19 protein-coding genes are annotated in these 23364 nt (G+C 71.8%); 8 read left to right on the top strand and 11 right to left on the bottom strand.

Going from position 1 to position 23364, the window contains the following annotated elements; genetic code table 11:
- Positions 1 to 50: 50 nt before the first annotated feature.
- On the bottom strand, positions 51 to 698 hold the full coding sequence (locus tag ABD366_RS03810) for a TetR family transcriptional regulator (protein ID WP_324771989.1): 648 nt from the start codon (positions 696 to 698) through the stop codon (positions 51 to 53).
- 234 nt (positions 699 to 932) lie between these two features.
- On the opposite strand from ABD366_RS03810, the gene ABD366_RS03805 reads away from it, so the two are divergent.
- Positions 933 to 1685 (top strand): VOC family protein, encoded by a 753-nt coding sequence (locus tag ABD366_RS03805; protein WP_324771990.1) that lies wholly within the window; start codon positions 933 to 935, stop codon positions 1683 to 1685.
- A gap of 325 nt (positions 1686 to 2010) precedes the next feature.
- Positions 2011 to 4371, top strand: coding sequence for a protein serine/threonine kinase AfsK (afsK, locus tag ABD366_RS03800; protein WP_344441082.1), 2361 nt, complete (start codon positions 2011 to 2013; stop codon positions 4369 to 4371).
- 81 nt (positions 4372 to 4452) lie between these two features.
- Here the strand turns inward: afsK and ABD366_RS03795 are convergent, their stop codons facing one another.
- Both ABD366_RS03795 and ABD366_RS03790 read right to left on the bottom strand, forming a co-directional pair.
- Positions 4453 to 5277, bottom strand: coding sequence for a hypothetical protein (locus tag ABD366_RS03795; RefSeq protein WP_344441080.1), 825 nt, complete (start codon positions 5275 to 5277; stop codon positions 4453 to 4455).
- Positions 5278 to 5544: 267 nt separating this feature from the next.
- Complete coding sequence (locus tag ABD366_RS03790; RefSeq protein WP_324776190.1) at positions 5545 to 5730, bottom strand: hypothetical protein; 186 nt, start codon at positions 5728 to 5730, stop codon at positions 5545 to 5547.
- A gap of 1 nt (position 5731) precedes the next feature.
- On the opposite strand from ABD366_RS03790, the gene ABD366_RS03785 reads away from it, so the two are divergent.
- Entirely contained in the window at positions 5732 to 5986 is a 255-nt protein-coding gene (locus ABD366_RS03785) for a hypothetical protein (protein ID WP_324776192.1), read from the top strand.
- Between the two features lie 3 nt (positions 5987 to 5989).
- On the opposite strand, the gene ABD366_RS03780 is transcribed toward ABD366_RS03785, so the two are convergent.
- The 3 genes from ABD366_RS03780 to ABD366_RS03770 form a co-directional block, all read right to left on the bottom strand.
- Complete coding sequence (locus ABD366_RS03780; RefSeq protein ID WP_324776194.1) at positions 5990 to 6763, bottom strand: enoyl-CoA hydratase/isomerase family protein; 774 nt, start codon at positions 6761 to 6763, stop codon at positions 5990 to 5992.
- The gene (locus ABD366_RS03775; RefSeq protein ID WP_324776196.1) at positions 6760 to 7224 is read right to left on the bottom strand and encodes a Zn-ribbon domain-containing OB-fold protein; all 465 of its coding nucleotides are present in this window, start codon (positions 7222 to 7224) and stop codon (positions 6760 to 6762) included. The genes ABD366_RS03780 and ABD366_RS03775 overlap by 4 nt, the downstream gene beginning before the upstream one ends.
- Before the next feature lie 100 nt (positions 7225 to 7324).
- Positions 7325 to 8524: a lipid-transfer protein gene (locus tag ABD366_RS03770; protein WP_324776198.1), complete on the bottom strand. Its 1200-nt coding sequence runs from the start codon at positions 8522 to 8524 to the stop codon at positions 7325 to 7327.
- A gap of 94 nt (positions 8525 to 8618) precedes the next feature.
- Between ABD366_RS03770 and ABD366_RS03765 the strand changes: the two genes are divergently transcribed.
- Positions 8619 to 10193, top strand: coding sequence for a FadD3 family acyl-CoA ligase (locus ABD366_RS03765; protein ID WP_324776199.1), 1575 nt, complete (start codon positions 8619 to 8621; stop codon positions 10191 to 10193).
- A 139-nt stretch (positions 10194 to 10332) separates the two neighbouring features.
- Here the strand turns inward: ABD366_RS03765 and ABD366_RS03760 are convergent, their stop codons facing one another.
- Both ABD366_RS03760 and ABD366_RS03755 read right to left on the bottom strand, forming a co-directional pair.
- Positions 10333 to 10974, bottom strand: a complete 642-nt coding sequence (locus ABD366_RS03760) for a nucleoside/nucleotide kinase family protein (protein ID WP_324776200.1) — start codon at positions 10972 to 10974, stop codon at positions 10333 to 10335.
- 21 nt (positions 10975 to 10995) lie between these two features.
- Positions 10996 to 11724 carry a DUF4232 domain-containing protein gene (locus ABD366_RS03755; RefSeq protein WP_324776202.1) on the bottom strand — a complete coding sequence of 243 codons (729 nt, stop codon included), beginning with the start codon at positions 11722 to 11724 and terminating at the stop codon, positions 10996 to 10998.
- Between the two features lie 174 nt (positions 11725 to 11898).
- Here ABD366_RS03755 and ABD366_RS03750 point away from each other — a divergent pair, with 174 nt between their 5' ends.
- From ABD366_RS03750 to ABD366_RS03740, 3 genes are all read left to right on the top strand, one after another.
- Complete coding sequence (locus tag ABD366_RS03750; RefSeq protein ID WP_324776204.1) at positions 11899 to 13290, top strand: helix-turn-helix domain-containing protein; 1392 nt, start codon at positions 11899 to 11901, stop codon at positions 13288 to 13290.
- Positions 13291 to 13423: 133 nt separating this feature from the next.
- Positions 13424 to 14650, top strand: coding sequence for an aminotransferase-like domain-containing protein (locus ABD366_RS03745; RefSeq protein ID WP_324776206.1), 1227 nt, complete (start codon positions 13424 to 13426; stop codon positions 14648 to 14650).
- 118 nt (positions 14651 to 14768) lie between these two features.
- The gene (locus tag ABD366_RS03740) at positions 14769 to 15725 is read left to right on the top strand and encodes a hypothetical protein (protein WP_324776208.1); all 957 of its coding nucleotides are present in this window, start codon (positions 14769 to 14771) and stop codon (positions 15723 to 15725) included.
- A 75-nt stretch (positions 15726 to 15800) separates the two neighbouring features.
- On the opposite strand, the gene argS is transcribed toward ABD366_RS03740, so the two are convergent.
- Positions 15801 to 17570 (bottom strand): arginine--tRNA ligase, encoded by a 1770-nt coding sequence (gene argS / locus ABD366_RS03735; protein ID WP_324776210.1) that lies wholly within the window; start codon positions 17568 to 17570, stop codon positions 15801 to 15803.
- Positions 17571 to 17712: 142 nt separating this feature from the next.
- Positions 17713 to 20022: a PA14 domain-containing protein gene (locus ABD366_RS03730; protein ID WP_324776212.1), complete on the bottom strand. Its 2310-nt coding sequence runs from the start codon at positions 20020 to 20022 to the stop codon at positions 17713 to 17715.
- A gap of 121 nt (positions 20023 to 20143) precedes the next feature.
- On the opposite strand from ABD366_RS03730, the gene lysS reads away from it, so the two are divergent.
- Complete coding sequence (lysS, locus tag ABD366_RS03725; RefSeq protein WP_411293892.1) at positions 20144 to 21895, top strand: lysine--tRNA ligase; 1752 nt, start codon at positions 20144 to 20146, stop codon at positions 21893 to 21895.
- A 65-nt stretch (positions 21896 to 21960) separates the two neighbouring features.
- On the opposite strand, the gene ABD366_RS03720 is transcribed toward lysS, so the two are convergent.
- Entirely contained in the window at positions 21961 to 23280 is a 1320-nt protein-coding gene (locus tag ABD366_RS03720) for a DUF2637 domain-containing protein (RefSeq protein WP_324776216.1), read from the bottom strand.
- Positions 23281 to 23364 lie beyond the last annotated feature (84 nt).

Raw genomic sequence — 23364 nt, 5'->3', positions numbered from 1 at the left:
CCCCCGCCGCACGACAGGATCAGGAAAGAGGGCAGGAGAGGGGGAAAGTGCTACTTCGTCGGCTTCTTTCCGGTGACTCCGAGGTGCACCAACAGCGCGAGATTGGGCTTGAGTTCGGCCTGCTTGACGCCCCAGGTCTGGAAGCCCTTCTGGTGCGAGGCGACCGCCGCGAGCATCGCGACCAGGGAACCGGCCACCGCCGCCGGGCTCACGTCCTTGTCGACCTTGCCCTTGTCCTGGAGCTCCTTGACCGCGTCCGCAAGGGAGTTGTTCACCGAGTTCAGGATCTTCATACGGAGCTTGTAGAAGCGCTTGTCGCCCTCGGCGGCACCGAGGTCGACCACGCGCAGGATCGCGTCGTTGCGGCGCCAGAACTCCAGGAATCCGTCCACGAGGTCCTGGGCCGTGGCCCAGCCGGCCTTGCCGACCCAGGAGCGGTCGGCGACCAGATCGGTCAACCCGGCACCTTCGGTGGCCATTTGTTCGGCGATCTCCAGGACGGCGCCCTCGACGTCCGGGAAGTACTGGTAGAACGTCGCGGGTGAAGTGCCCGCCTTCCGGGCCACATCAATGACTTTGACGTCCCGGTAGGGCGAGGAGCTGAGCATCTCGCCCAGGCAGTCGAGCAGCTTCTGACGTGTCGCCTGACCACGCCGTCCGGCCACACGGCCGTCGACGGTACGTACTTGTCCTGTCATGCCGTCAGCTTACCGAGGGGTGATCGGAGCGCGATCTGGCCGACTGCAAATGGGGTTGGGCCCCCAGGACGGGGCCGTTCCGCGCGCGCGTACGGGCCGGAGAGCGGGCGGGAGTACGGGCAGGAGGGCGGGCAGGGCCGGTCGCCGGACAAAAGCGGTGGCACATGGCCGGAATCTGGCCAGACGTTCGAATCCGAACCACAGGTCCGTGGCCGCCGTGGCTAGCGTTACTTCATGTACCCGGACTACCCCGAAGGCGCCCCGTGCTGGGCCGACGCCCGGCTGCCCGACGTCGAGGCGGGCAAGCGCTTCTACGGAGACCTCTTCGGGTGGACCTTCGACGAGGGCGCCGGCGCCGAGCGCGGCTTCTACACCGGGGCGTACGGCGAGGACCGGGCCGTCGCCGCCCTCGCCCCCGGCGCCCGGGGCTGGACCGTGCACTTCGCGGTGCGGGACGCGTACACCGCCGCCGAGCGGGTCGCCGCGGCCGGCGGGCACCTCGTGTCCGGGCCGGTGTCGGACGGCGCCGTGGCCACCGTCGCGCTCGCCGCGGGCCCTGACGGCGCGGTGTTCGGGCTGTGGCAGGCGGGCAGCCACCAGGGCTTCGAGCGGACCGGGGCGCCGGGCGCGCTCTGCCGCGCCGAGTTACGGACCCCGGACGCGGTGCTCAGTGACACCTTCTATACGGATGTGTTCGGGTACCCGGCGCCCCACCTCGGCGATGGCAACACATCTGACCTGCATATATGGCGGATGGGCAGCCCTGCCGGAGCCGGTCCCGGAGCGCCGGAGGTGGGCCGCCGGGCGGTCTCCGGGTGGAACGCCCGCTTCCTGCTGCACTTCGGCACCGCCGACCTGGCAGCCACGTGCGCCGAAGCCGTCCGGCTCGGCGGACACGTCCGGGTGGCGCCGCACTCGACCCCGTACGGGCCGGCCGCGGTCCTCGTCGACGACCAGGGCGCCGTCTTCGCGGTGTGTGCCGCCTGAGAGAAGCCCCTCGATCAGCCCCTCGATCAGCCCCTCGATCAGCCCCTCGATCAGCCCCTCGATCAGCCCCTCGATCAGCCCCTCGATCAGCCCCTCGATCAGCCCGGGGACGGCTCAGGGGCGGCTCGGGGACGGTCCGGGGACGGTCCGAGAGTGGTCCGGGACACCCCGATTTGCCCCCAGGTTCGCCACCGGCGCCTCGGACAGGAAGAATCAGGGTGCGTGCCGCCGTAGCGCTGCGGTGGTGAGAGGCTGACGGGGGCCGTATGTGCGATGGACTCGGAAACCCGGGGGTTCCGGCATCGCACGGGGAGGTGGCAGGCAAGTGATGGATCAGCTGACGCAGCACGATCCGAGGAGGATCGGCCCGTTCGAGGTCCTGGGACGGCTCGGTGCGGGCGGCATGGGTCTGGTCTATCTGGCACGCTCGGCGTCCGGCCGGCGCGTGGCGATCAAGACGGTGCGTACGGAACTGGCCGAGGACCAGCTGTTCCGGGTGCGCTTCACCCGCGAGGTCGAGGCGGCCCGGGCGGTGTCCGGTTTCTACACGGCCGCCGTCGTCGACGCCGACCCGCGCGCCGCCGTGCCGTGGCTCGCCACGGCGTACGTGCCGGCGCCCTCCCTCGAGGAGATAGTGAATGAGTGCGGGCCGCTGCCGGCCCAGGCGGTGCGCTGGCTGGCGGCGGGCGTCGCCGAGGCGCTGCAGTCCATCCACGGCGCCGGCCTGGTCCACCGCGACCTCAAGCCGTCGAACGTCCTGGTCGTCGAGGACGGACCGCGCGTCATCGACTTCGGCATCGCGTCCGGCGTCTCCAACACCCGCCTGACCATGACGAACGTGGCCGTGGGTACGCCCGCCTACATGTCGCCCGAGCAGGCCAAGGACTCGCGCAGCGTCACCGGCGCCAGCGACGTGTTCTCGCTCGGCTCCACCCTCGTCTTCGCCGCGACCGGGCACGCCCCCTTCCACGGCGCCAACCCCGTCGAGACGGTCTTCATGCTGCTGCGCGAAGGCCCCGACCTGGAAGGCCTGCCCGCGGAGCTGCGGCCGCTCATCGAGTCGTGCATGCAGATGGACGCGACCCAGCGCCCCTCGCCGGCCGATCTCCAGGCACAGCTCGCGCCGCACCTGTTCGGCCCCGGCAGCGACGACAGCGGCACGGCGTCGGCCTGGCTGCCCGAGCGGTCCGTCGCGATGATCGAGACCCGTCGCGGCGGCCGCACCGTCGCCAAGCCCCCGGCCGGCCGCACCCCGGGGCAGGGCGCCCGGGTGCCCGCGATGCCGGCGCAGCCGCCGGGCCCCGTCTCCTCCGACGGGCTGCGTCCGGCGCCCGCTCTCGCCGGGACGGGCCCCGCCGCCGACGGCCCGGTGCATCTGGCCGGGGCGCGGGTGCCGATCGGGCCCGGGCCGCGGGTCGCCGACGCGCGCGCCGCCGCGGTGAAGGCGCCGCCCGCGGAGTCCGGCCTCGTCGCGTCCTGGTCCCGCGCGAGAACCACCACGGCGACCAGGAACGGCGCGCCGGACCCGGTCGTGCCCCCGCCCGCCCCGGCCGAGGGCTCCGCCTGGCGGCCCTGGCGGTTCCGTATGTCGAACGACGTGTGGGGCACTCCGAACGTCGCGGGCGACCTGGTCTACGTCACGTCCTTCGAGGTCCACGCACTCGACGTGGCCACGGGACGGCGCCGCTTCAAGACCCGTGACGTCGCCTGGTCCATGGCCGTCGCCGACGGCCGTATCCACGCCTCCGACGGCCCGACCCTGTGGGCGCTCGACGCCCGCGAGGGCGGCGACCTGTGGCGGGTGCAGACCGACGCCTGGGTGTACGCGCTGCGGGCCGACCGCGGCACCGTCGTCACCGGCACCCGCGGCGGCGGCGTCCAGGCCCGCGAGGCCGCCAACGGCGACAAACTGTGGGAGATCACCGGCTGCCAGACCGACTTCGAGGCCCCCGAGGCGGGCCCCGTCGTCCACGACGGCACGGTCTACGTGTGGCAGGACGCCCGGCTGCGCGCCCTGGAGGCCCGCACGGGCGAGGAGCGCTGGTCGTACCCGATCGGCGACGCGGCGTCCTGCGGCGGCGTCCCCGTCCGGATGACCCCGGCGCCCGACGGCTACGTGTACGTGTCGGCGGGCACCCGCGTGCTGGCCCTCGAGGTCGGCACCGGCCGTCTCCGCTGGCACTTCGAGGCGCCCGCGGTGTTCCTGTCCCCGCCCGCGTTCGCGCCCGGCCCCGCCGTGACCGGCGGCGGCATCTACCTCGCCGACCACCTCGGCACGGTGTACGCGCTCGACGCCGCGGACGGCCGCGACCGCTGGCGCATCGCGACGGAGTCGCGGCCCGCGACGATCGACCCGGTCCTCGTCTCGCACGGCCATGTGCACATCGGCAGCGGCAAGGGGCTGTACACCCTGGACGCCGTGACGGGGACGCCGAAGTGGCGCTTCCAGGCCGGCGGGGAGATCGTCGGCTCGCCGGTGGTCGCCGACGGGCGGGTGCACTTCGGCTCCACGGACCATCTGCTGTACACGCTGAAGGCGGACGACGGCCGGCTGCGGTGGAAGCTCGCCACCGGTGGTGAGATCACCGGGACGCCGGTCGTGCGGGACGGGGTCGTGTACGCGTGCAGCAAGGACCGCTGCGTGTACGCGCTGGACGCGGAGAAGGGGACCGGGACCAGCCGATAGGCGGGGCCGGCCGTTGAGCGGGGCCGGTCGTCAGGCGCGGCCGGTGGTCAGGCGCGGCCGGTGGTCAGGCGGGGCCGGTGGTCAGGCGGGGCCGCCGCGCCGGGTGCTGCCGCCGGAGGGACCGGTCTCGTCGCTGCCGTCGCTCCCGTCCGCTCGGTCGGTGCCCGGCTGAACGTTTCCCCACGTAGGGGGCCGGTCGGGTGACCGGCCGTACCCCGGGGCGTCCGTGGTGCCCCACGTCAGGGTCTGCTCCTGCTCCTGCTCCGGGGTGTCCCACGTTCGGGGCTGCCCCTGTGGCGGGGTGTCCCACGTACGGGGTTGGTCGTGCCTGGTGCCGTCCCACGTTCGGGGCTGGTCGTACCCGGCGCCGTCCCACGTAGGGGCCCGCTCCTGTTCCGGGGCGTCCCACGTATGCGGCTGTTCGTGCCCGGTGTTCTCCCATGCCTGGGGGTCGTGGGCGGGTGCCGGTGCGGGACGGCGGTGTCTGTGGTGGCCCCGGCCGCTCATGACCAGCGCGCTCACGACGAGCAGGAGGCCGCCGCCCAGCGCGGCCGCCACCCCGTCGCCGACGCCGTGCCCGTCCGCGGTGAGGACCAGTTCGTCCTCGGCCTGGGCCACGCGCACCAACCACAGCACCGTGCCCGCCAGGACGACGACCCCGGTGAGGGCGATCAGCAGCCGCGACCGCAGCACGAGGCCCAGGAGCGCGAGCAGCGCCAGAATCACGAAGGGCAGGAACAGCGAGCCGAACAGTTCCGCGCGGGCGTCCGTGACGCCCGCGCGGAACTGTTCCCCGAGGCGGTAGTCGCGTCCGTGACGGCCGTCGTACCAGACACGGAAGGGGCTCCAGACGACGGCCGCCGCTCCGATGAGGGCCAGGACCGATCCGACGATGTTGCGCAGCATCCACTGCCTCCTCGGTCTCCCTTCCGACGCTACGCCGGGTACGCGGGCGGTGCCACGCGGCAACTCCCTTGGCGGTAGGGTCCCCGGCGTGATGAAACGGGGAATGAAACTGACGGCAGTCGCGGCGATGGTGGTACTGGCCCTGACGGGCTTCTCCACCGGCCGTGGGCATTCGAGGGGACACAGCAGCAGCGGGGGCGGGGGCGGGTGCAGCAGTTCCTCGCAGAACCATGGGAGTTCGTCGAACTCGTCCAGTTCCGGGGGCGGTTACGACTCCTCTGGTTCTTCGGGCTCGTCCAGCTCTTCCGGTTCTTCCGGATCCACGTACGACGATGACGACGATCTGTACGGGAGCGGTACGTCGGGCGGCAGCAGCAACGCCCGGCGGCCCGGGTACCGATCCACGCCGACGTCGTCCTCGTCCGGGGGCGGCACCTCGACGAAGGACGGCATCGTGCGCCTGATCAGGTGCGCCGACGCGGACACGGCCTACGCCACCGTCGAGGTCCGCAACCCCAACAACAAGTCCGTGCGGTTCGCCGTCCACGTCTCCTTCGCCGACGAGTACGACGACACGTTGGAGGCGACGTACCACGAGGTCAAGGTCCCCGCGAAGGGGAAGGTGACGGCGAAGGTGCCGGTCCGCGGTGCCGGCCAGGCCCGCATGGTGGACCACTGTGTGGTCGACCGGGACGCCGCCCCGGCCTGATCCTCACCGCATCCGGAACCCGCCCGGCTTACGGGAGTTGAACAGCTCCGCCTGCTCGGCGGACGGCAGGTTGCCGAGGGCGATCAGGTGTGGGGCCTGGGCGAAGGCGTGGGTGCGGGCGGTCTCCGTGGCCGCCCACACCGCCCGCACCGTGCCCTGGACCGCCTCCGTCGGATGGCCCGCGATCGTCCCGGCGCAGCGCAGCGCCGCCTCCAACGCGCCGCCGGGGGCCGTCACTTCGGAGACCAGGCCCGTCTCGAGGGCCCGCCGCGCCGACAGGCGTTCCGCCGAACCCATCAACGCGAGCCGCGCCACCTCGCCGGGCGGCATGCGCTGCGCCAGATACACCGACTCGTACGCGCTGACCATGCCGTATGTGGTGTGCGGGTCGAAGAACGTGGCCGTCTCGTCCGCGATGACGAACTCCGCCTCGCCCAGCAGGTAGAACGCCCCGCCGCAGGCCATACCGCATACGGCGGCGATCACCGGCTTCCACAGGTCGTTGGCCTTCGGGCCGATCGTGAGCAGCGGATCGTCCGTCGAGAACGGGGAGTTCGGCTGCGGTGCGTCGGCGGCGCGGTCGATGCCCGTGCAGAACGCGCGGTCCCCGGCGCCGGTCAGGACGATCGCCCGTACGTCGTCGTCGAAGCGGAACCCTCGCCAGGCGGCGGCCAGTTCGCGGGCCGTTTCCAGGTCGATGGCGTTGTGGCGGTGCGGGCGGTCCAGGGTGACCACGGCCACCCCGGTCGCCCTGTCGGTCTCGGTGCGCAGGGTCATGGCCGCTCCAGGACCCAGCGGGGGAGGGTGACACCGTCGACCTGGGTGAAGACGGCCTGGACCTTCGCGCCGATCCGGATGCGGTCCGGGTCGACCGAGTCGAGGCGGGCGTCCGCGGAGGTGACCAGGTTGCCGACGAGGCGGATGCGGGGGGCTTCCGCGAGCTCGACGATGATCGCGTTGTAGGGGGCCTGGGCCGCGTACGCCGGTAGCAGGGGCGGGTGCGGGATCACGTAGGACCAGATGCGGCCCTGGCCGGTCATCCGTCGCCACTCGGAGTCGAAGGAGTGGCAGTGGGGGCAGCACGGGCGGGGCGGGAACCGGAGTTCTTGGCAGTCGGGGTTGGCGCAGGCCTGTATGCGGAGTTCGCCTCGGGCGGCGTAGTCCCAGAAGGGGGCGCCGTCGTCGTCGGGGGTCGGAGCGAGCAGGGCGGTTGCTGTTGCGGAGGGCGCGTCTGCCATGTGGGTGTCCTTTGTCGGGTGCGGGTTTCGTCGTGGCTGGTCGCGCTCACGCGGCGGAGCCGCATGTCGATACAGCCCCGCGCCCCTGACGGGGCGCCCCTTAAGCCGCCCGGAGCAGTACCGCCGATGTCGGGACTCCCTCGCCCGCTGTCACCAGGCAGGTGCTCGCGTTCGGGACCTGGGCCGTGCTGGTGCCGCGCAGTTGTTTCACGCCCTCGTTGATGAGGTTGAAGCCGTGGACGTACGCCTCGGAGAGGCCGCCGCCCCCCGTGTTGATCGGCAGGCGGCCGCCGATCTCCAGGGCGCCGCCCTCGGTGAACGCGGCGCCCTCGCCGCGCCCGCAGAAGCCGTAGCCCTCCAGGGAGAGCGGGATGAGCGGGGTGAACGCGTCGTAGATCTGCGCCACGTCGACGTCCTCGGGTGTGAGGTCGGCGTTCTTCCACAGGTGGCGGGCGGCCGTCCAGGCGGGCCCGGTGAGCGGGTCGTCGTTCCAGTAATTGACCATGCCGTGGTGCTGGGCGGGCAGGCCCTGCGCGGCGGAGTGCACGTAGACGGGCTTCTGGCGGCAGTCGCGGGCCCGCTCGGCGGAGACGACTACGCAGGCCAACGCGCCGTCCGTTTCGAGACAGTTGTCGAAGAGGCAGAGCGGCTCGCTGATCCAGCGGGCCGTCATATACATGTCCCGGGTGAGAGGGCGCTCGTACATCATCGCGGCGGGGTTCTGGTTGGCCCGGTTGCGGCAGGCGAGGGCGACGTTGAAGAGGTGGTCGCGGGTGGCGCCGTACTCGTGCATGTAGCGGCGGGCCAGCATGCCGATCTCGTCCGCGGGGCGCAGCAGGCCGAAGGGGCGGGTCCACTGGGCGGGCGTGGGCAGTTGGACGGCGGTGTTCTTCCACGGACGTGGGCCGCTGCCCCGTTTGCGGGAGCGCCAGGCGATGCCGACACTGGCCTGTCCGGTGGCGATCGCGGAGGCGAGGTGGGTGACGGTCGCGCACGAACCGCCGCCGCCGTAGCCGACCTTGCTGAAGTGGGTGACGTCGCCGGCGCCGATGGACTTCGCGATCTCGACCTCGTCCGTCTCCTCCATCGTGTACGAGGCGAAGGCGTCGACCTCGGACGGTGCGATGCCCGCGTCGTCGAGTGCGGCGAGGATCGCCCGGCAAGCCAATGTCTTCTCGGACTCGGGGAGTTGTTTCGCGAAGCCGGTCTGGCCTATGCCGACGATGGCCGTCGCGTCCTTGATGCCGGACGTGATGCCGGACGTCACGCCGGTCGTGATGCCTGCTGTCGCATGCGCCATGGGCACCCCCACCTGGATCCCTGTGTGCTGACAGCGCGTCAGGCTACAGCTAATCTGACGGATAGTCAGCTAGGGTGCCGTGGGAGGTCGCGCGATGCGTACGGATGGCGAGTGGGGAACGATCCCGGAGCTGGTACGGGCAGCCGCCGAACGGTACGGCGACCGGGAGGCCGTCGTCGACGGTCGCACCCGGATCACGTACACGGAGCTGGGTGAGCGCGTCGAGCGGGCCGCCGCGGCCTGCCTCGCCACCGGCGTCCGGCCCGGCGACCGGGTCGCGATCTGGGCCCCCAACACCCTCGACTGGATCGTCTCCGCGCTCGGCGCGGTCGGCGCGGGCGCCGTCCTCGTCCCCCTCAACACCCGCTTCAAAGGCGCCGAGGCCGCCGACATCCTCGCCCGCTCCCGCGCCCGGCTCCTCTTCGTCACGGGCACCTTCCTCGGCACCTCGTACGTGGCCTCGCTGCGCCGCGCCCACCAGGCCGGTGCCGAACTCCCGTGCCTGGAACAGGTGGTGGTCTTCGGCGACACCGCGCCCGACGTACCCGGATACCGCACCTGGAAGGAGTTCCTGGCCGCCGGGGACGCGGTGACCGGCGAGGAGGTACGGGCACGCTCCGACGCCATCGCCCCGTCCTCGGCCTCGGACATCATCTTCACGTCGGGCACGACCGGGCGGCCCAAGGGCGCCGTCATCACCCACGCCCAGACCCTGCGCGGCTACGAGATCTGGTCGGACCTCGCGGGCCTGCGCGAGGGCGACCGCTACCTGATCGTGAACCCGTTCTTCCACACCTTCGGCTACAAGGCAGGCATCATCGCCTGCCTGACGCGCGGCGCCACGATGATCCCGCAGCCCGTCTTCAACGTGGACACGGTCCTCGCCAACATCGCCGCCGAGCGCATCTCCGTCCTGCCCGGACCGCCCACCCTGCACCAGTCCCTGCTCGACCACCCGGGCCGCGACAGCCACGACCTCTCCGCGCTGCGGCTCGTCGTGACGGGCGCGGCCGTGGTGCCGCTGCGCCTGGTCGAGCGGCTGCGCGGCGAACTGCACATCGACACCGTGCTCACCGCGTACGGGCTGTCGGAGGCCGGCGGCATCGTCACGATGTGCCGGCGCGGCGACCCGGCCGAGCTGATCGCCCGGACCTCCGGGCGGGCGATCCCCGGCACCGAGATCCGGGTGGAGTCGGCGGGGCCCGGGGAGCCGGGAGAGGTGCTGGTCCGCGGCTTCAACGTCATGCGCGAGTACTTCGAGGACCCGGCCGCGACGGCGGAGGTGGTCACCGAGGACGGGTGGCTGCGCACCGGCGACATCGGGGTGCTGGACGCCGACGGATATCTGCGGATCACCGACCGCATCAAGGACATGTTCATCGTCGGCGGCTTCAACGCCTACCCGGCCGAGATAGAACAGTTGCTGGGCCTGCACCCGGACGTCGCCGACGTGGCCGTCGTCGGAGTGCCGGACGGACGGCTCGGCGAGGTCGGCAGGGCGTACGTGGTCCGGCGGGCCGCAGCGGTGCTCACCGGCGACGACCTCATCGCCTGGGCGCGCCGGGAGATGGCCAACTACAAGGTGCCACGAGAGGTCACGTTCGTGGGCGAGCTGCCGCGCAACGCGAGCGGGAAGGTGGTCAAGGGGCAGCTGCGGGCCACGACGTGATCCGCGGGGCGCGTCACGCTCGCGCGGCGAACCCGATGAACTCGACGAACTCGACGAACCCGGTGATCCGGCGGAGGCCAGTAGGTGACGCCGGTGCCGGTCACGTACGTGGAACGCGCACCTGCGTGTCCTGCGTGTCCTACGTGTCCAGCGGGTTCCCGGCGGTGACGACCAGGTCCGCCCGCTCCCGGCCGGAGGCGACCCGGCGGGCGTTCGTCTCGTCCGAGCGCAGTACCCACGCGCGGGCGGCGGCCGGGGGCTTGCCGAACTCCACGTGCCGGGCGATCAGCCGCTCGACCCGGACCGCGTCGTCCAGCGCCACCCACCACACCTCGTCCAGGAGCGGGCGGACCGCGGTGGACCAGGGTTCCTCGTCCAGGAGGAGATAGTTCCCCTCCGTCACGATCAACGGTGTCTCCGGCGCCACGGGAAGCGCTCCGGCCAGCGGCTGCTCCAGCTCCCGCTCGAACGACGGCGCGTACACCGTCTCCCCGGTGCGCGGGGTACGGAGTCTGGCCAGCAGCGCCGCGTACCCGTACGCGTCGAACGTGTCCGGGGCGCCCTTGCGGCCGGCCCGGTCCAGCCGGGCCAGTTCGGCGTCGGCCAGGTGGAAGCCGTCCATCGGGACCAGCACGGCCGCCTCCCCCAGTGCCCGTACCAGGGCCTCGGCGAGCGTGGACTTCCCGGCTCCCGGCGGGCCCGCGATGCCGAGGATCCGGCGCGGGCCGCCCGGGGTTGCCAGGGATCGTGCGCGGGCGGCCAGTTCATCGACGTAGGACATGTACGGAGCCTGCCAGACGGGTCACCAGCCGAGGACGGAGTCCATCGACTGCTGCCAGTAGGTCACCTCGAGGGAGTCGTCCACGTAGAGGCCCTTCGCGGGGAGCGCCGGGGTGGCGCCGGAGCCGACGCTCTCGTTGCCCGAGCGGCCCTGGAAGTACACCGACAGGGTCTTCGCGGTGTAGCCGTTCGAGCCGCTGCCGTCGGCGGCGGAGAGCCGCACGGAGGCGTAGCCGGACTCACCGGGCTTGAGCGTGACGACCGCCTGCGGCTTGGTGTCCTCGTCGACCGGGGGGACGGACTGGGCCTCGCCGAAGCGGGCGGCCGGGTAGCCGTAGAGGTAGCAGGTGTTGCTGCCGGTGTTGGTGACCGTGAGCAGCATGTGGTTGACGGGACGGGTCAGCGGGGCCGCGACCGTCCTGGTGGTGGAGCCCTCGCACGTGACCGTCCTGGTGGAGGCGGCGGGGGCGTTCTTGGCGGGGGCCTTCGCGGCCGGGCTCTTGGCGGCCGGGGCGTTCGCGGTGTCCGCGGTGTCCGAGGCGGCCGGGGTGTCCGGGGCGGGCTTCGCGTCGTCGGTCCGCTCTCCCGCGGTGGGGGACGCGGTCGGCGAGACGGTCGTGGACGAACCCGAGGACGCTCCCTCGTCCTTGACGCCCGATCCGTCGTTGCACGCGGTCAGCGAGAGCGCGGCCAGTGCGACGGTCGCCGCGGCGGTCAGGAGGCGGGTGCGGGAGGCGCGGTTGCGGTTCATGTCGTGGAGCCCCTTGGAGGTTTCGGTCCGTGTGGTGCTTGGATGACCGGAGCTTGTGGGGTGATCCGTCCCCACCGCCACAACCGGCGGGGAGTTGGGGACACTGGAACGCTGAAACGGTTCCTGAGCTGGGGAAACGCGGTCGCCCTGGAATGGCCGAATGGGACGCGGGGGATGGAGGAACAGGTGTCTGGGGACTTGTCCGGGGGCACGGCGGACGGCTTCGCGGAGCTGTTGCGGGAGCTGAAGGACCGCTCGGGGCTGAGCTACGGAACGCTCGCCAAGCGACTGCACATGAGTACGTCGACCCTGCACCGGTACTGCAACGGCACGGCCGTACCGAACGAGTACGCCCCGGTGGAGCGGTTCGCGCGGGCCTGCCGGGCGACCCCCGAGGAACTGGTGGAGCTGCATCGCCGCTGGATCCTGGCGGACGCGGGCCGGGCGCGTAAGGGGGAGCCCGCTCCCGTTCCCGCTCCCGTTCCCGCTCCCGATCCGGCTGCCGATCCGGCTGCCGATCCGGCTGCCGTTCCGGCTCCCGATCCCGCTGCCGATCCGGCTCCCGTTCCGGTTCCAGTGCCTTCTGTTGCCGGGGCAGGGGGAGGCGATGATGACCGTGAACCGCTCGTCGTCGACAGGGGCGAGCAGGCTGCCGGTGGTCCGCGCAGACGGTGCACCGTACTGATCGCCGGTGTCGCCGTCGCCGCCGTCCTCGGGGCCGTCGTGCTCGCCGTGAATGTGAACTCCGGCGGGGGCCATGGGGGTGCGGACGACCGGAAGAAGGTGGCCGGGGCCGGCGCCACCGAGAGCGGCAGGGCGCCGTCCGCCTCCGCCTCCGCCTCGAAGCCGGCGAGCGAGAAGCCGGGACGTGCCTCGTCGAAACCGTCGGCGAGCGCCTCGGGGGCCCCGTCAGCCCCGGCATCGGGCAAGGGCGGCGCCGCCAAGGGACCGGACCGCAGCGCCGCTTCGCTGAACGTCGCCACCCGGCCCTACGTCTACGACAGCCCGTGCAGCCAGCACTTCCTCGTCGACAGCGCACCCGCCCAGGTCGGCCCGCCCGCCCCCACCGAACAGGACGCCCCGAAGTGGGCCGCCGCGTACGGCGCCGTCTCCGCCGACGAGCAGAAGGTCGCCCTCACCGTCCAGGGCACGGGCTCCGACACCGTGGTCCTGGAGAAGATGTACGTCCGCATCCTCGGCAGGGCCGCGCCGCTCGCCTGGAACGACTACTCGATGGGCGTCGGCTGCGGCGGCAACGTGGACACCAAGTCGTTCGACATCGACCTGGACAACGGCAGCCCCACCGTCGCGGTGAAGGGCGGTCAGCGCGACTTTCCGTACAAGGTCAGCGAGTCCGACCCGGAGGTCTTCTACGTCACCGCCCACACCACGGCGCACGACGTCCGCTGGGACCTGACCCTGGAGTGGTCCAGCGGCTCCCGGCACGGCACCGCGCACATCGACAACAACGGCAGCCCGTTCCGTACGAGCGCCGCCACCGGCCGCCCCGGCTACGACTACCCGCTGGGCTACAGCGAGTGGATCGAGCGGGAGGAGCAGCAGTAGAGGAGCAGCAGTCGGGGATCGGGCCCTCGTCCGTGTCGCGAAACCCGTCCGTATCGCGAAAAAGGTATGTGCGCGGGGCATCCGCTTCTTTAGGGTCGCGGAGAGCCGTCCGCCGAGAAGGAGCCGACCTGACATGACCGCCACCGACGCCGCCTCCGATCGTCAACTCGCGGCTCCGGTGCCGCCGTTCGCCACCCGTGTCAGTGCCATCGGCGGTTCCCCGATCCGCTCCATTCTCGCCGTCACCGCCCGCCCCGAGATCATCAACTTCGCCGGTGGCCTGCCCGCGCCCGAACTCTTCGACACCGAGGGCATCGCGGCCGCCTTCGACGACGTACTGACGCACGACGCGCGGCGCGCCCTGCAGTACGCCACCACGGAGGGCGAACCCGCCCTGCGCGAGGCGCTCGCCGAGCGCACGACGGCCCGCGGGCTGCCCACGGACGCCGACGACGTGCTCGTCACCACCGGTTCGCAGCAGGCCCTGTCCCTCCTCGCGACGGCGCTGCTCGAACCCGGCGACACCGTCCTCGTCGAAAGCCCCTGTTATCTGGCGGCACTTCAGGCCTTCGGCTTCGCCGGGGCCCGCGTCATCGGCGTCCCCTGCGACGACGACGGCATCGACCCGGCCGCCCTCGACGCACTCGTCGCCGAGCACCGCCCCAAGCTCCTCTACACGGTGCCGACCTTCCAGAACCCCACCGGCCGCACCCTGCCCGCCGGGCGTCGCGCCGCCGTCGCCGAGGTCGCGGGGCGCCGCGGAGTGTGGATCGTCGAGGACGACCCGTACGGCGAACTCCGCTTCGAGGGCGAACGGGTGCCGTGGATCGCCACCTACGAAGGCGCCCGCGACCGCACCGTCCTGCTCGGCTCCTTCTCCAAGGTCATGGCGCCCGGACTGCGCCTGGGCTGGCTGCGCGCACCGAAGGAACTCCGCCGCGCCTGCGCCGTCGCCAAACAGGCCGCCGACCTGCACACCCCGACCGTCACCCAGCTCGCGGCGGCACGCTATCTGGCCACGTGCGACCTCGACGCGCACGTCGCCGAAGTCGCCGCCGTCTACGGCGCCCGCCGCGACGCCATGCTCGCCGGGCTGCCCGGCGCACTGCCCGAGGGCTCGACATGGTCCCGGCCCGAAGGCGGCATGTTCCTGTGGGCCCGGCTGCCCGACGGTCACGACGCCACCGCCCTGCTGTCGCGCGCCGTGACGCACGAGGTGGCCTACGTGCCCGGCGCACCCTTCTACGCCGTCACGCCCGACCCCGCGACGCTGCGCCTCTGCTTCGTCACCCAGACCGAGCCGGAGATCGGCGAGGGGCTGCGCAGACTCGCGCGGGCGCTGCGTCCGAGCGAGGCGTGACAGGGATCAAGTCCCGCCAATTCGTTTCGAGTTCAGCAAATCGAGCAGGTGTTCGTGGTTATGTGTGGTGCGGGTGGCCACCGGGGACGCCCGTACTCATGTGAAGGGGGAGGCATCCGTGCCCAGACGCACAGGATGGCGCCGCGCACTGACCGGACTGTTCGCCGGATTCGCCGGACTCGCCACGACGATCGGCCTGACCACGGCCCTCGCCGCGCCCGCGAGTGCCGCCGGGGCGGCGCCGGTCGCGGTCACGAAGTACAGCTACACCAGTGAGGCCGGCGACTACATCGGCGGCGGGGTCTCGGCTTCGTTCACGCCGCGGAATGCCACCGTCACCGCGGGGGGAACCGCGGAATACGTCCGCTTCCGGGTGTCGACCGACACCACGTGGTGGGACGTCGAACTCGCCGCGCCCACCGGGGAGAAGCTCCACCCGGGCGTGTACCGCAACGCCGAGCGCGCCTCCTTCCGCACCGGCCGCTCACCGGGCCTGGACGTCTCGGGCGACGGGCGCGGCTGCAACGAGCTCTACGGCCAGTTCTCCGTCCACCAGATCGCGACGGACGACTCCGGCGCGATCACCCTGCTGGACGCCAGCTACACCCAGCACTGCGAGAGCGCCGACGCGCCCGCGCTCAAGGGCACGGTCAAGTACCAGGCGTACCCGCTCTCCTACGCCTACACCAGTGACTCCGGAGACTACGTCGGCCAGGGCGCGGCCCAGACGCACACCGGATCGACCAGCACCTTCGGCCTGTCGGACTACGGCGACGGCGTCCAGTACTCCGTCTCGGGCAAGCGCGAGTACTGGACGGCGCTCATCACGCCGCCCGACGGCGAGCAGTTCACCGCCGGCACGACCTACCGCACCGAGGGCTCCCACGGCCCCGGCGTCGCCGGACTCGACATCTTCGGCAACGGCCGCTCCTGCGGCCAGAACGAGGGCGAACTGACCGTCACCAAGATCGAGCGCGGTGACGACGGCGCCGTGCGGGCGTTCGCGGCGACCTACGTCCAGCGCTGCGACGGCGGCACCGCCGCCATGCGCGGCACCATCCACTACTACGCCTGAGGGCCTGTCAAAGACAGGCTCTGAGCACGCCGAGGGCCCCGGCACACTTTCGTGCCGGGGCCCTCGGTCCGCGCGTCAGAGCTTCTCGGGGGTCCGGATGCCCAGCAGGGCCATGCCCTGGTGCAGCGTCCGGGCCGTCAGCTCGCACAGGAACAGCCGGTTCTCCACCACGTCCTGCGCCGGACGCGGCTTGATCACCGGGCACTGGTCGTAGAACGTCGTGAACAGCGACGCCAGCTGGTACAGGTACGCGGCCAGCTTGTGCGGCGCGTACTCGGCCGACGCCTCGTAGACGAGATCACCGAACGCGTCCAGGTGAAGGCCCAACGCGCGCTCCGCCGCGGCCAGTTCCAGCTCGGGGTGCGCGGTGGCGGTGTCGCCCTCGGACTTGCGCAGGATCGACTTGATACGGGCGTACGCGTACTGGAGGTACACGCTCGTGTCGCCGTTCAGCGACACCATCTGGTCCAGGTCGAACTTGTAGTCCCGGTTCGCCGACGTCGACAGGTCCGCGTACTTCACCGCGCCGATCCCGACGTACCGCCCGTTCTCGACGATCTCCGCCTCGGACAGACCGATCTTCTCGGCCTTCTCCCGCACCACGGCGGTCGCCCGCTCGACCGCCTCGTCGAGCAGGCCCTCCAGCTTCACCGTCTCGCCCGCACGCGTCTTGAACGGCTTGCCGTCCGCGCCCAGCACCGTGCCGTAGCCCATGTTGTGCGCGGTGACCTCGTCACCGAGCCAGCCCATCCGGCGGGCCGCCTCGAAGACCATCTTGAAGTGCAGCGACTGCCGCACGTCGACGACGTACAGCAGCGTCGTCGCGTCCAGGTCCTTGACGCGGTTGCGGATCGCCGAGAGGTCGGAGGCCGCGTACCCGAAGCCGCCGTCCTTCTTCTGCACGATCAGCGGCACCGGCTCGCCGTCCTTGCCGCGGATCTCGTCGAAGAACACGACGAGCGCGCCGTCCGAACGCACGGCGACACCCGACTCCTCCAGGAGCCGCGCCGTCTCCGGCATCAGGTCGTTGTACGCCGACTCGCCGACGATCTCCTCGTCACGGATCTCCATGTCGAGCTTCTCGAAGACCGAGTAGAAGTAGACCTTCGACTCGTCCACGAACCGCTGCCACAGGTCCAGGGTCTCCTTGTCGCCGGACTGGAGCGCCACGACCCGCTTACGGGCCCGCTCCTTGAACTCCTCGTCCGAGTCGAAGACCGCCCGCGACGCCTTGTACACCCGGTTCAGGTTCGACATGGCCTGCTCGCCGTCGACGTCCGCGGCCGGAGCCAGCACGCCCGGGTTCTCGATCAGGTACTGGATGAGCATGCCGAACTGGGTGCCCCAGTCGCCGATGTGGTGCCGGCCGATCGTCCGCTCACCGGTGAAGTCGAGCATGCCGCGCAGCGCGTCACCGATGACCGCCGAGCGCAGGTGCCCGACGTGCATCTCCTTCGCCACGTTCGGCTGCGCGTAGTCGATGACCGAGACGCCCGGGTGCTCCTTCACGGGCACGCCGAGCCGGTCACCGTCGGCGGCGCGCGCGGCGAGGGTCTCGATGATCGCGCGGTCGGTGACCGTGACGTTCAGGAAGCCGGGCCCGGAGACCTCGACCTCCAGGAGCAGATCACCCTGGACGATCTGCCCCACGACCTGGGCGGCCAGCTCCCGCGGGTTCGCCTTGGCCTTCTTGGCGAGGGCCAGGATCCCGTTGGCCTGGTAGTCGGCCCGGTCGCTACGTCGCAGCAGCGGGTCCGCGCCCGCACCGGCCTCGGGGAGGGCGGCGCTGAGGGCATCGGCGAGACGCTGGTTGACGGAGGACGTGAGGGACGTGACCGAGGCCATGGAGTAGATGCCGTTCCGCTCGTAGGTGTCAGGAGACAGGAGTCAGGAGTACTGAGTGTCCAGTACGGAAAACGCCTCCAGTCTCCCACGGGGGCGAACGGGAGGTCGCATGGATTCCCGCCCGCCCCCGCGGGCCACCACGTCAGAGCGTGGGCGCCAGCGCCACGGCAGCGAGCGCCGGGGCCGACTCGGTGCCGTCGGCGTACACCGCGCTCACGCGGTAGTAGACGGCGGTACCGGCCGGAGCGTGCTCGTCGCGGAAGTGCCGGAACTCCTCCGAGTACGGGTTCTCGAGGGCGCCCTCGGCGATGCGCTCGTAGGAGCCCGCGGCCCGGTCCCAGCGGTAGACCCGGTAGCCGGTGGCGCCGTCGAGCGTGTCCCAGTTCAGGACGGTGTCACCGGCGTTCTCCGCCGCCTCCAGGCCCGTCACCGGGGAGCCCGGCGCGGTCACCTCGGCGGGACGGGTGTCCTGCTCGGCCGCGTAGACGGTGACCGCCTCGCTGTAGTTGTTCGCACCGTCCACGGCACGCAGCTCCCAGCAGCGCTCCTCGCCGTCCGGCACGCCCGTCGTGTCCTGGAAGGACGTGGCGCCGCCCGCAAGGGTCTCCGAGCTCCCGCCCGCGCAGGTCCGCACCCCGTCGACCGTCTCCGGACGGCCGGCGCGCAGCCAGTAGGAGTGCAGGTCGGCGACGGCCGGGGCTCCCCAGCGCAGGGTCGTGCCCCACGGCTCGGGGGCCGCGGCGAGGCCGGCCGGGACCGGCGGCGCGACCGTGTCGTCGTACCGCACCGCCTTGGCGTAGCCGGCCGTCACCCCGTTCCCGGCGACGGCGACGACCGTGACGTAGCGGTCCGTCGAGCCGCCGAAATCGGTGAGCGCGCACGTGTACTCGACGTACAGGGACGTCCGGAAGACCTCCTCGGGCGCGCAGGCGCGGAGCGTGGTGCGCACCGTGGACGCGCTGGAGCCCGAGTAGACCCGGAAGCCGCCACTGTGGTCGTTGTTCGCCGCCACCCGGATGTGCAGCTCCGGGCGGCCCTCGGCGTCGGGCCGCAGCGCCACGGGCATCGCGGGCGCCACCTCCCGCTGACCGGTGACGGTCACCGGCTTCGACCGGTTCCCCGCCGCGTCGAGCGCGTACACCGTGTACGTGCGCCGCACGCCCGGCTTCGCCGTCGTGTCGCGGTACTCGGCGGCCGAGGCGGTGCCCAGCAGAGCCGGAGCCGCGCCGCCCTCCGCGCCGTACACCTCCCAGCGCACCGCGCCGTCGGACGACACGTTCCACGTCAGCACGGTCCTGTCGGTGTCCGCCTCGGCCGCCAGACCCGTCACCGCACCCGGCGCCGTCGTGTCCGGCGTGCTCACCTTGACGGGCGTGGTGCGCGCCGAGATGTTGCCCGCGGCGTCGGCCGCCGTCGCCGCGTAGTAGTACGTCTTCCCCTCGCCGGGCGCCTCGTCGTACAGGTACTGCTCACCCGGCGTCTTGCGCAGATCCATGGTGGCGACCTCGGTGAACGGGCCCGCCGCGGCCGTGGCCCGCCACAGCGCGAAGACCGGGCCCTCGGACGGCTGCACCTGACCCAGCCACACGTTGACGCGCGGCCCGTCGAGCAGCTCCGAGACCGTGACGTCCGAGGCGCGTACGTCCGGGACCGGCGGGGCCGTCGTGTCCGGCGGGGTGACGTACGGGCCGCAGGCGGTCGCGCCGTAGTTCGTCCACTTGTCGACGGCCTGGACGCAGAACCGGTACTTCCGGCCGTCCTTCGGCAGCGCGTACGACGCGGAGGTGCCGGTGGTCGTCCACCGCGACACACCGCCCGATGACGTCTCCACCGAGACCCGGTAGTGCGCGATGTCCAGCTCGCGGTTCTTCGTCCAGCGGGCGGTCGCCTTGCCGGTCGACGTGGAGTACGAGGTGGTGATGCCGGTCGGGGCCAGCGGCGCCTTGCTGTCCGAGGACGCCGGCCACGTGAACTTCACCCGGGACAGACCCGTCCAGTTCGTGTGGTCGACGCGGACGGTGTGCTTGCCCGAGCCGATGCAGAACGTGCCCGGGACGCTGTTGCCGCCGTCCCCGGTGTTCGTCCACTTGTTCACCTTGCGGGTGCCGTCCACGTACAGCCGCAGCCCGTCCGTACCGGCGAGACGGTAGGTGAAGCAGCCGCCCGAACCGAAGTCACGGGTGAGCGACCAGCGCACCGAGAAGTTGTTCGTCGCCATCCCGGAGAGCGGTGCTCCGGTCCACTTCTGGTCGACGGTGGTGTCGCAGTCCGTCTTCTTCGGCGTCCCGGAGAAGGAGGTATTGCTGTAGAACGTCCGCTTGAAAGTGGTGTCGCCGCAGGTCACGGCGGCCGCCGCGGAGGGCGCCGCGAGGACGACGCAAGCCGACGGCAGGGCTATCGAGAGCCCGGCGGCCCCCAGGCGCAGCCCGGTGCGGAATCTGTCTGTGATCACGCAGTGAGGACACACATGGGGCCCCTGGGGTTGTACGGCGGCGCTATCCGTTTTCCGGGACGAACCACGGCGGGTGACAATGGGCGGGTACTCCGTATGAGACGAACGAGGAGAGAAGGACGTGCCGACCGTGGCTGACAGCAGCGCTCCGAGCGCCCAGCAGGCCGACTGGGTGTCGCGCTACGCGGACGATGTCATCGCAGAGTCCGAGCGTCGTGCCCCGGGCAAACCGGTCGTCGTCGCCTCCGGTCTGTCCCCGTCGGGCCCGATCCACCTGGGCAACCTGCGCGAGGTCATGACCCCGCACCTGGTCGCCGACGAGATCCGCCGCCGCGGGTACGAGGTCAGGCACCTCATCTCGTGGGACGACTACGACCGCTACCGCAAGGTCCCCAACGGCGTACCCGGCACCGACACCTCCTGGGCCGAGCACATCGGCAAGCCGCTGACCTCGGTCCCCGCCCCCGCCGGCTCCGCGTACCCGAACTGGGCGGAGCACTTCAAGGCCGCCATGGTCGAGGCCCTCGCCGAGCTCGGTGTCGAGTTCGACGGCATCAGCCAGACCGCGCAGTACACCTCGGGCGTCTACCGCGAGCAGATCCTGCACGCCATGAAGCACCGCGGCGACATCGACGCGATCCTCGAGCAGTACCGCACGAAGAAGGCCCCGGCCAAGAAGCAGCAGAAGCCGCAGGACGAGGCCGAGGTCGAGGCCGCCGAGGGCTCCGGCGCCGCGTCCGAGGACGACGGCAGCGGCGGCGCGGGCGGCTACTACCCGTACAAGCCGTTCTGCGGCCAGTGCGGCAAGGACCTCACCACCGTCACCTCGTACGACGACGAGACGACCGAGCTCGCCTACACCTGCACCCTCGACGGCTACACCGAGATCGTCCGGCTGAGCGAGTTCAACCGCGGCAAGCTCGTGTGGAAGGTCGACTGGCCGATGCGCTGGGCCTACGAAGGCGTGATCTTCGAGCCGTCCGGCGTCGACCACTCGTCCCCCGGCTCCTCCTTCCAGGTCGGCGGCCAGATCGTCGGCATCTTCGGCGGCGAGCGGCCCATCGGCCCGATGTACGCCTTCGTCGGCATCTCCGGCATGGCCAAGATGTCCTCGTCGAAGGGCGGCGTCCCCACCCCCGGCGACGCGCTGGAGATCATGGAGCCGCAGATCCTGCGCTGGCTCTACGCCCGCCGCCGCCCCAACCAGTCCTTCAAGATCGCCTTCGACCAGGAGATCCAGCGGCTCTACGACGAGTGGGACAAGCTCGCCGGAAAGGTCGCCGAGGGCTCGGTGCTGCCCGCCGACGCCGCCGCGTACAGCCGCGCCGTCGGCACCGCCGCCGGTGAACTCCCGCGCACCGACCGCCCGTTGCCCTACCGCACGCTGGCCTCCGTCGCCGACGTGACGGCCGGGGACGCCGAGCAGACCCTGCGCATCCTCACCGAACTCGACCCGGAGAACCCGGTCACGGACCTGTCCGTCGTCCGCCCCCGGCTCGACAAGGCCGAGACCTGGATCACCAAGTACGTCCCCGCCGAATCGCGCACCGTCGTCCGCTCCGAGCCGGACACCGACGCCCTCGCCGCCCTCGACGAGGACAGCCGCAAGTCCCTCCGCCTCCTCCTGGACGGCCTGGACTCGCACTGGTCGCTCGACGGACTCACCCACCTCGTCTACGGCGTCCCCAAGGTGCAGGCCGGCTTCCCCGCCGACGCCACCGCCAAGGAACTCCCGGCCGAGATCAAGGTGGCCCAGCGCACCTTCTTCGCGCTGCTCTACCACCTGCTCGTGGGCCGCGACACCGGCCCGCGCCTGCCCACGCTGCTCCTCGCCGTCGGCGCGGAGCGGGTGCGCAAGCTGCTCGGCGCGTAAATGCGCTGACAGGAAAGGGGCGGCACCGGAGAGATCCGGTGCCGCCCCTTTCCCATGACCACGCCTCAGGCGATGTGGTCCTCCATCAGCTCCGCGCTGTAACGGGCCTCGAACTGCTCCGCGTACCGGTTGACGTCACGCGGCTGCAACTGGATGCCGAACGAGTCCTCGACGTCCGCGGCGAACGCCCCCGGCGACGGCACACCCTCGCCCTGTATGCCCTGGCGGTAGACCCGGTACAGGTCCTCCTCCGAGGGCGCCGCGGCCTCCACCTCCTGGTTTCCGTCGCCGAGCGGGCGCGTGCCGCCGGCCCCGTTCGGCACCGGGAACTCCGGCTCGGGCTGCTGCACGGGCGCGGGCTGCGGCGCGGGCTGCGGCTCCGCCGCCCGGGGCCGCGGCACCGGCACCGGGATCTGCTGCGGCTGCCCCTCGTACCAGTCCTGGTGCTCCTGCTCGGGCACGAACGTCGGCGGCTCGAAGTTCGGGTCGTAGTCCCCCTGGTACGCCACCTCGCGCGGCGTCGCGAACCACTGACTCGGCGCCTCACCCGGCCCCGGACCCTGGCCCTGCCCCGGGCCCTGCCCCTGACCTTGTCCCGGACCGGCGGGCCCGGCAGCCGTCCGCCCGGCCGACACCTCCAGCTCGGGCACCGGCTCCCGGCCCTGGGCCACCGGCGCCGGAGGCAGCAACTGCGGCTCGATCCCCGCCGCGGCCAGCCCCGCCGGAGCGGTCTCCGCCAACGGCACCCCGTACTTCGCGAGCCTGAGCGGCATCAACGACTCCACCGGAGCCTTACGACGCCACCCCCGCCCGAACCGCGACCGCAGCCGCGCCTGGTACACCAGCCGCTCCTGCTCCAGCTTGATCACCGCGTCGTACGAACGCAGCTCCCACAGCTTCATCCGCCGCCACAGCAGGAACGTGGGAAGCGGGGAGAGCAGCCAGCGCGTGATGCGCACGCCCTCCATGTGCTTGTCCGCGGTGATGTCCGCGATCCGGCCGACCGCGTGCCGCGCCGCCTCGACCGCGACCACGAACAGGATCGGGATGACGGCGTGCATTCCGGTACCCAGCGGGTCCGGCCAGGCCGCCGCGCCGTTGAACGCGATCGTCGCCGCGGTGAGCAGCCACGCCGTCTGCCGCAGCAGTGGGAACGGGATACGCATCCACGTCAGCAGCAGGTCGAGCGCGAGCAGCACACAGATGCCCGCGTCGATGCCGATCGGGAAGACGTAGCTGAAGTTCCCGAAGCCCTTCTGCAGGGCCAGCTCGCGCACGGCCGCGTACGAACCGGCGAAACCGATCCCCGCGATGACGACCGCACCGGCCACCACCAGGCCGATGAGTATCCGGTGCGTCCGTGTCAGCTTCAGTGGCGCGGCCACTCCAGTTCCCCTCCCAGTTCGGCATGTTGCGCCCAACAGACTGGCACACGCGTACGCAGAGCCGTGTGCCGGTACGCCCGGAGC

It is taken from the genome of Streptomyces kunmingensis (assembly GCF_039533535.1).
Classification (GTDB): domain Bacteria; phylum Actinomycetota; class Actinomycetes; order Streptomycetales; family Streptomycetaceae; genus Streptomyces; species Streptomyces kunmingensis.
This window is presented reverse-complemented; position numbering and strand designations above follow the sequence as displayed.

What these genes read in the sequence shown, in the direction of transcription:
- ABD366_RS03775 (WP_324776196.1), bottom strand. Translation starts at nt 7,224, where the DNA reads ATGGCAGACGCGCCCTCCGCAACAGCAACCGCCCTGCTCGCTCCGACC.
- ABD366_RS03790 (WP_324776190.1), bottom strand. Translation starts at nt 5,730, where the DNA reads ATGCCGTCCTTCGTCGAGGTGCCGCCCCCGGACGAGGACGACGTCGGC.
- ABD366_RS03755 (WP_324776202.1), bottom strand. Translation starts at nt 11,724, where the DNA reads ATGAACCGCAACCGCGCCTCCCGCACCCGCCTCCTGACCGCCGCGGCG.
- ABD366_RS03780 (WP_324776194.1), bottom strand. Translation starts at nt 6,763, where the DNA reads ATGACCCTGCGCACCGAGACCGACAGGGCGACCGGGGTGGCCGTGGTC.
- ABD366_RS03750 (WP_324776204.1), top strand. Translation starts at nt 11,899, where the DNA reads ATGGAGGAACAGGTGTCTGGGGACTTGTCCGGGGGCACGGCGGACGGC.
- ABD366_RS03745 (WP_324776206.1), top strand. Translation starts at nt 13,424, where the DNA reads ATGACCGCCACCGACGCCGCCTCCGATCGTCAACTCGCGGCTCCGGTG.
- argS (WP_324776210.1), bottom strand. Translation starts at nt 17,570, where the DNA reads ATGGCCTCGGTCACGTCCCTCACGTCCTCCGTCAACCAGCGTCTCGCC.
- ABD366_RS03810 (WP_324771989.1), bottom strand. Translation starts at nt 698, where the DNA reads ATGACAGGACAAGTACGTACCGTCGACGGCCGTGTGGCCGGACGGCGT.
- ABD366_RS03805 (WP_324771990.1), top strand. Translation starts at nt 933, where the DNA reads ATGTACCCGGACTACCCCGAAGGCGCCCCGTGCTGGGCCGACGCCCGG.
- ABD366_RS03765 (WP_324776199.1), top strand. Translation starts at nt 8,619, where the DNA reads ATGCGTACGGATGGCGAGTGGGGAACGATCCCGGAGCTGGTACGGGCA.
- ABD366_RS03760 (WP_324776200.1), bottom strand. Translation starts at nt 10,974, where the DNA reads ATGTCCTACGTCGATGAACTGGCCGCCCGCGCACGATCCCTGGCAACC.
- ABD366_RS03795 (WP_344441080.1), bottom strand. Translation starts at nt 5,277, where the DNA reads ATGCTGCGCAACATCGTCGGATCGGTCCTGGCCCTCATCGGAGCGGCG.
- ABD366_RS03770 (WP_324776198.1), bottom strand. Translation starts at nt 8,524, where the DNA reads ATGGCGCATGCGACAGCAGGCATCACGACCGGCGTGACGTCCGGCATC.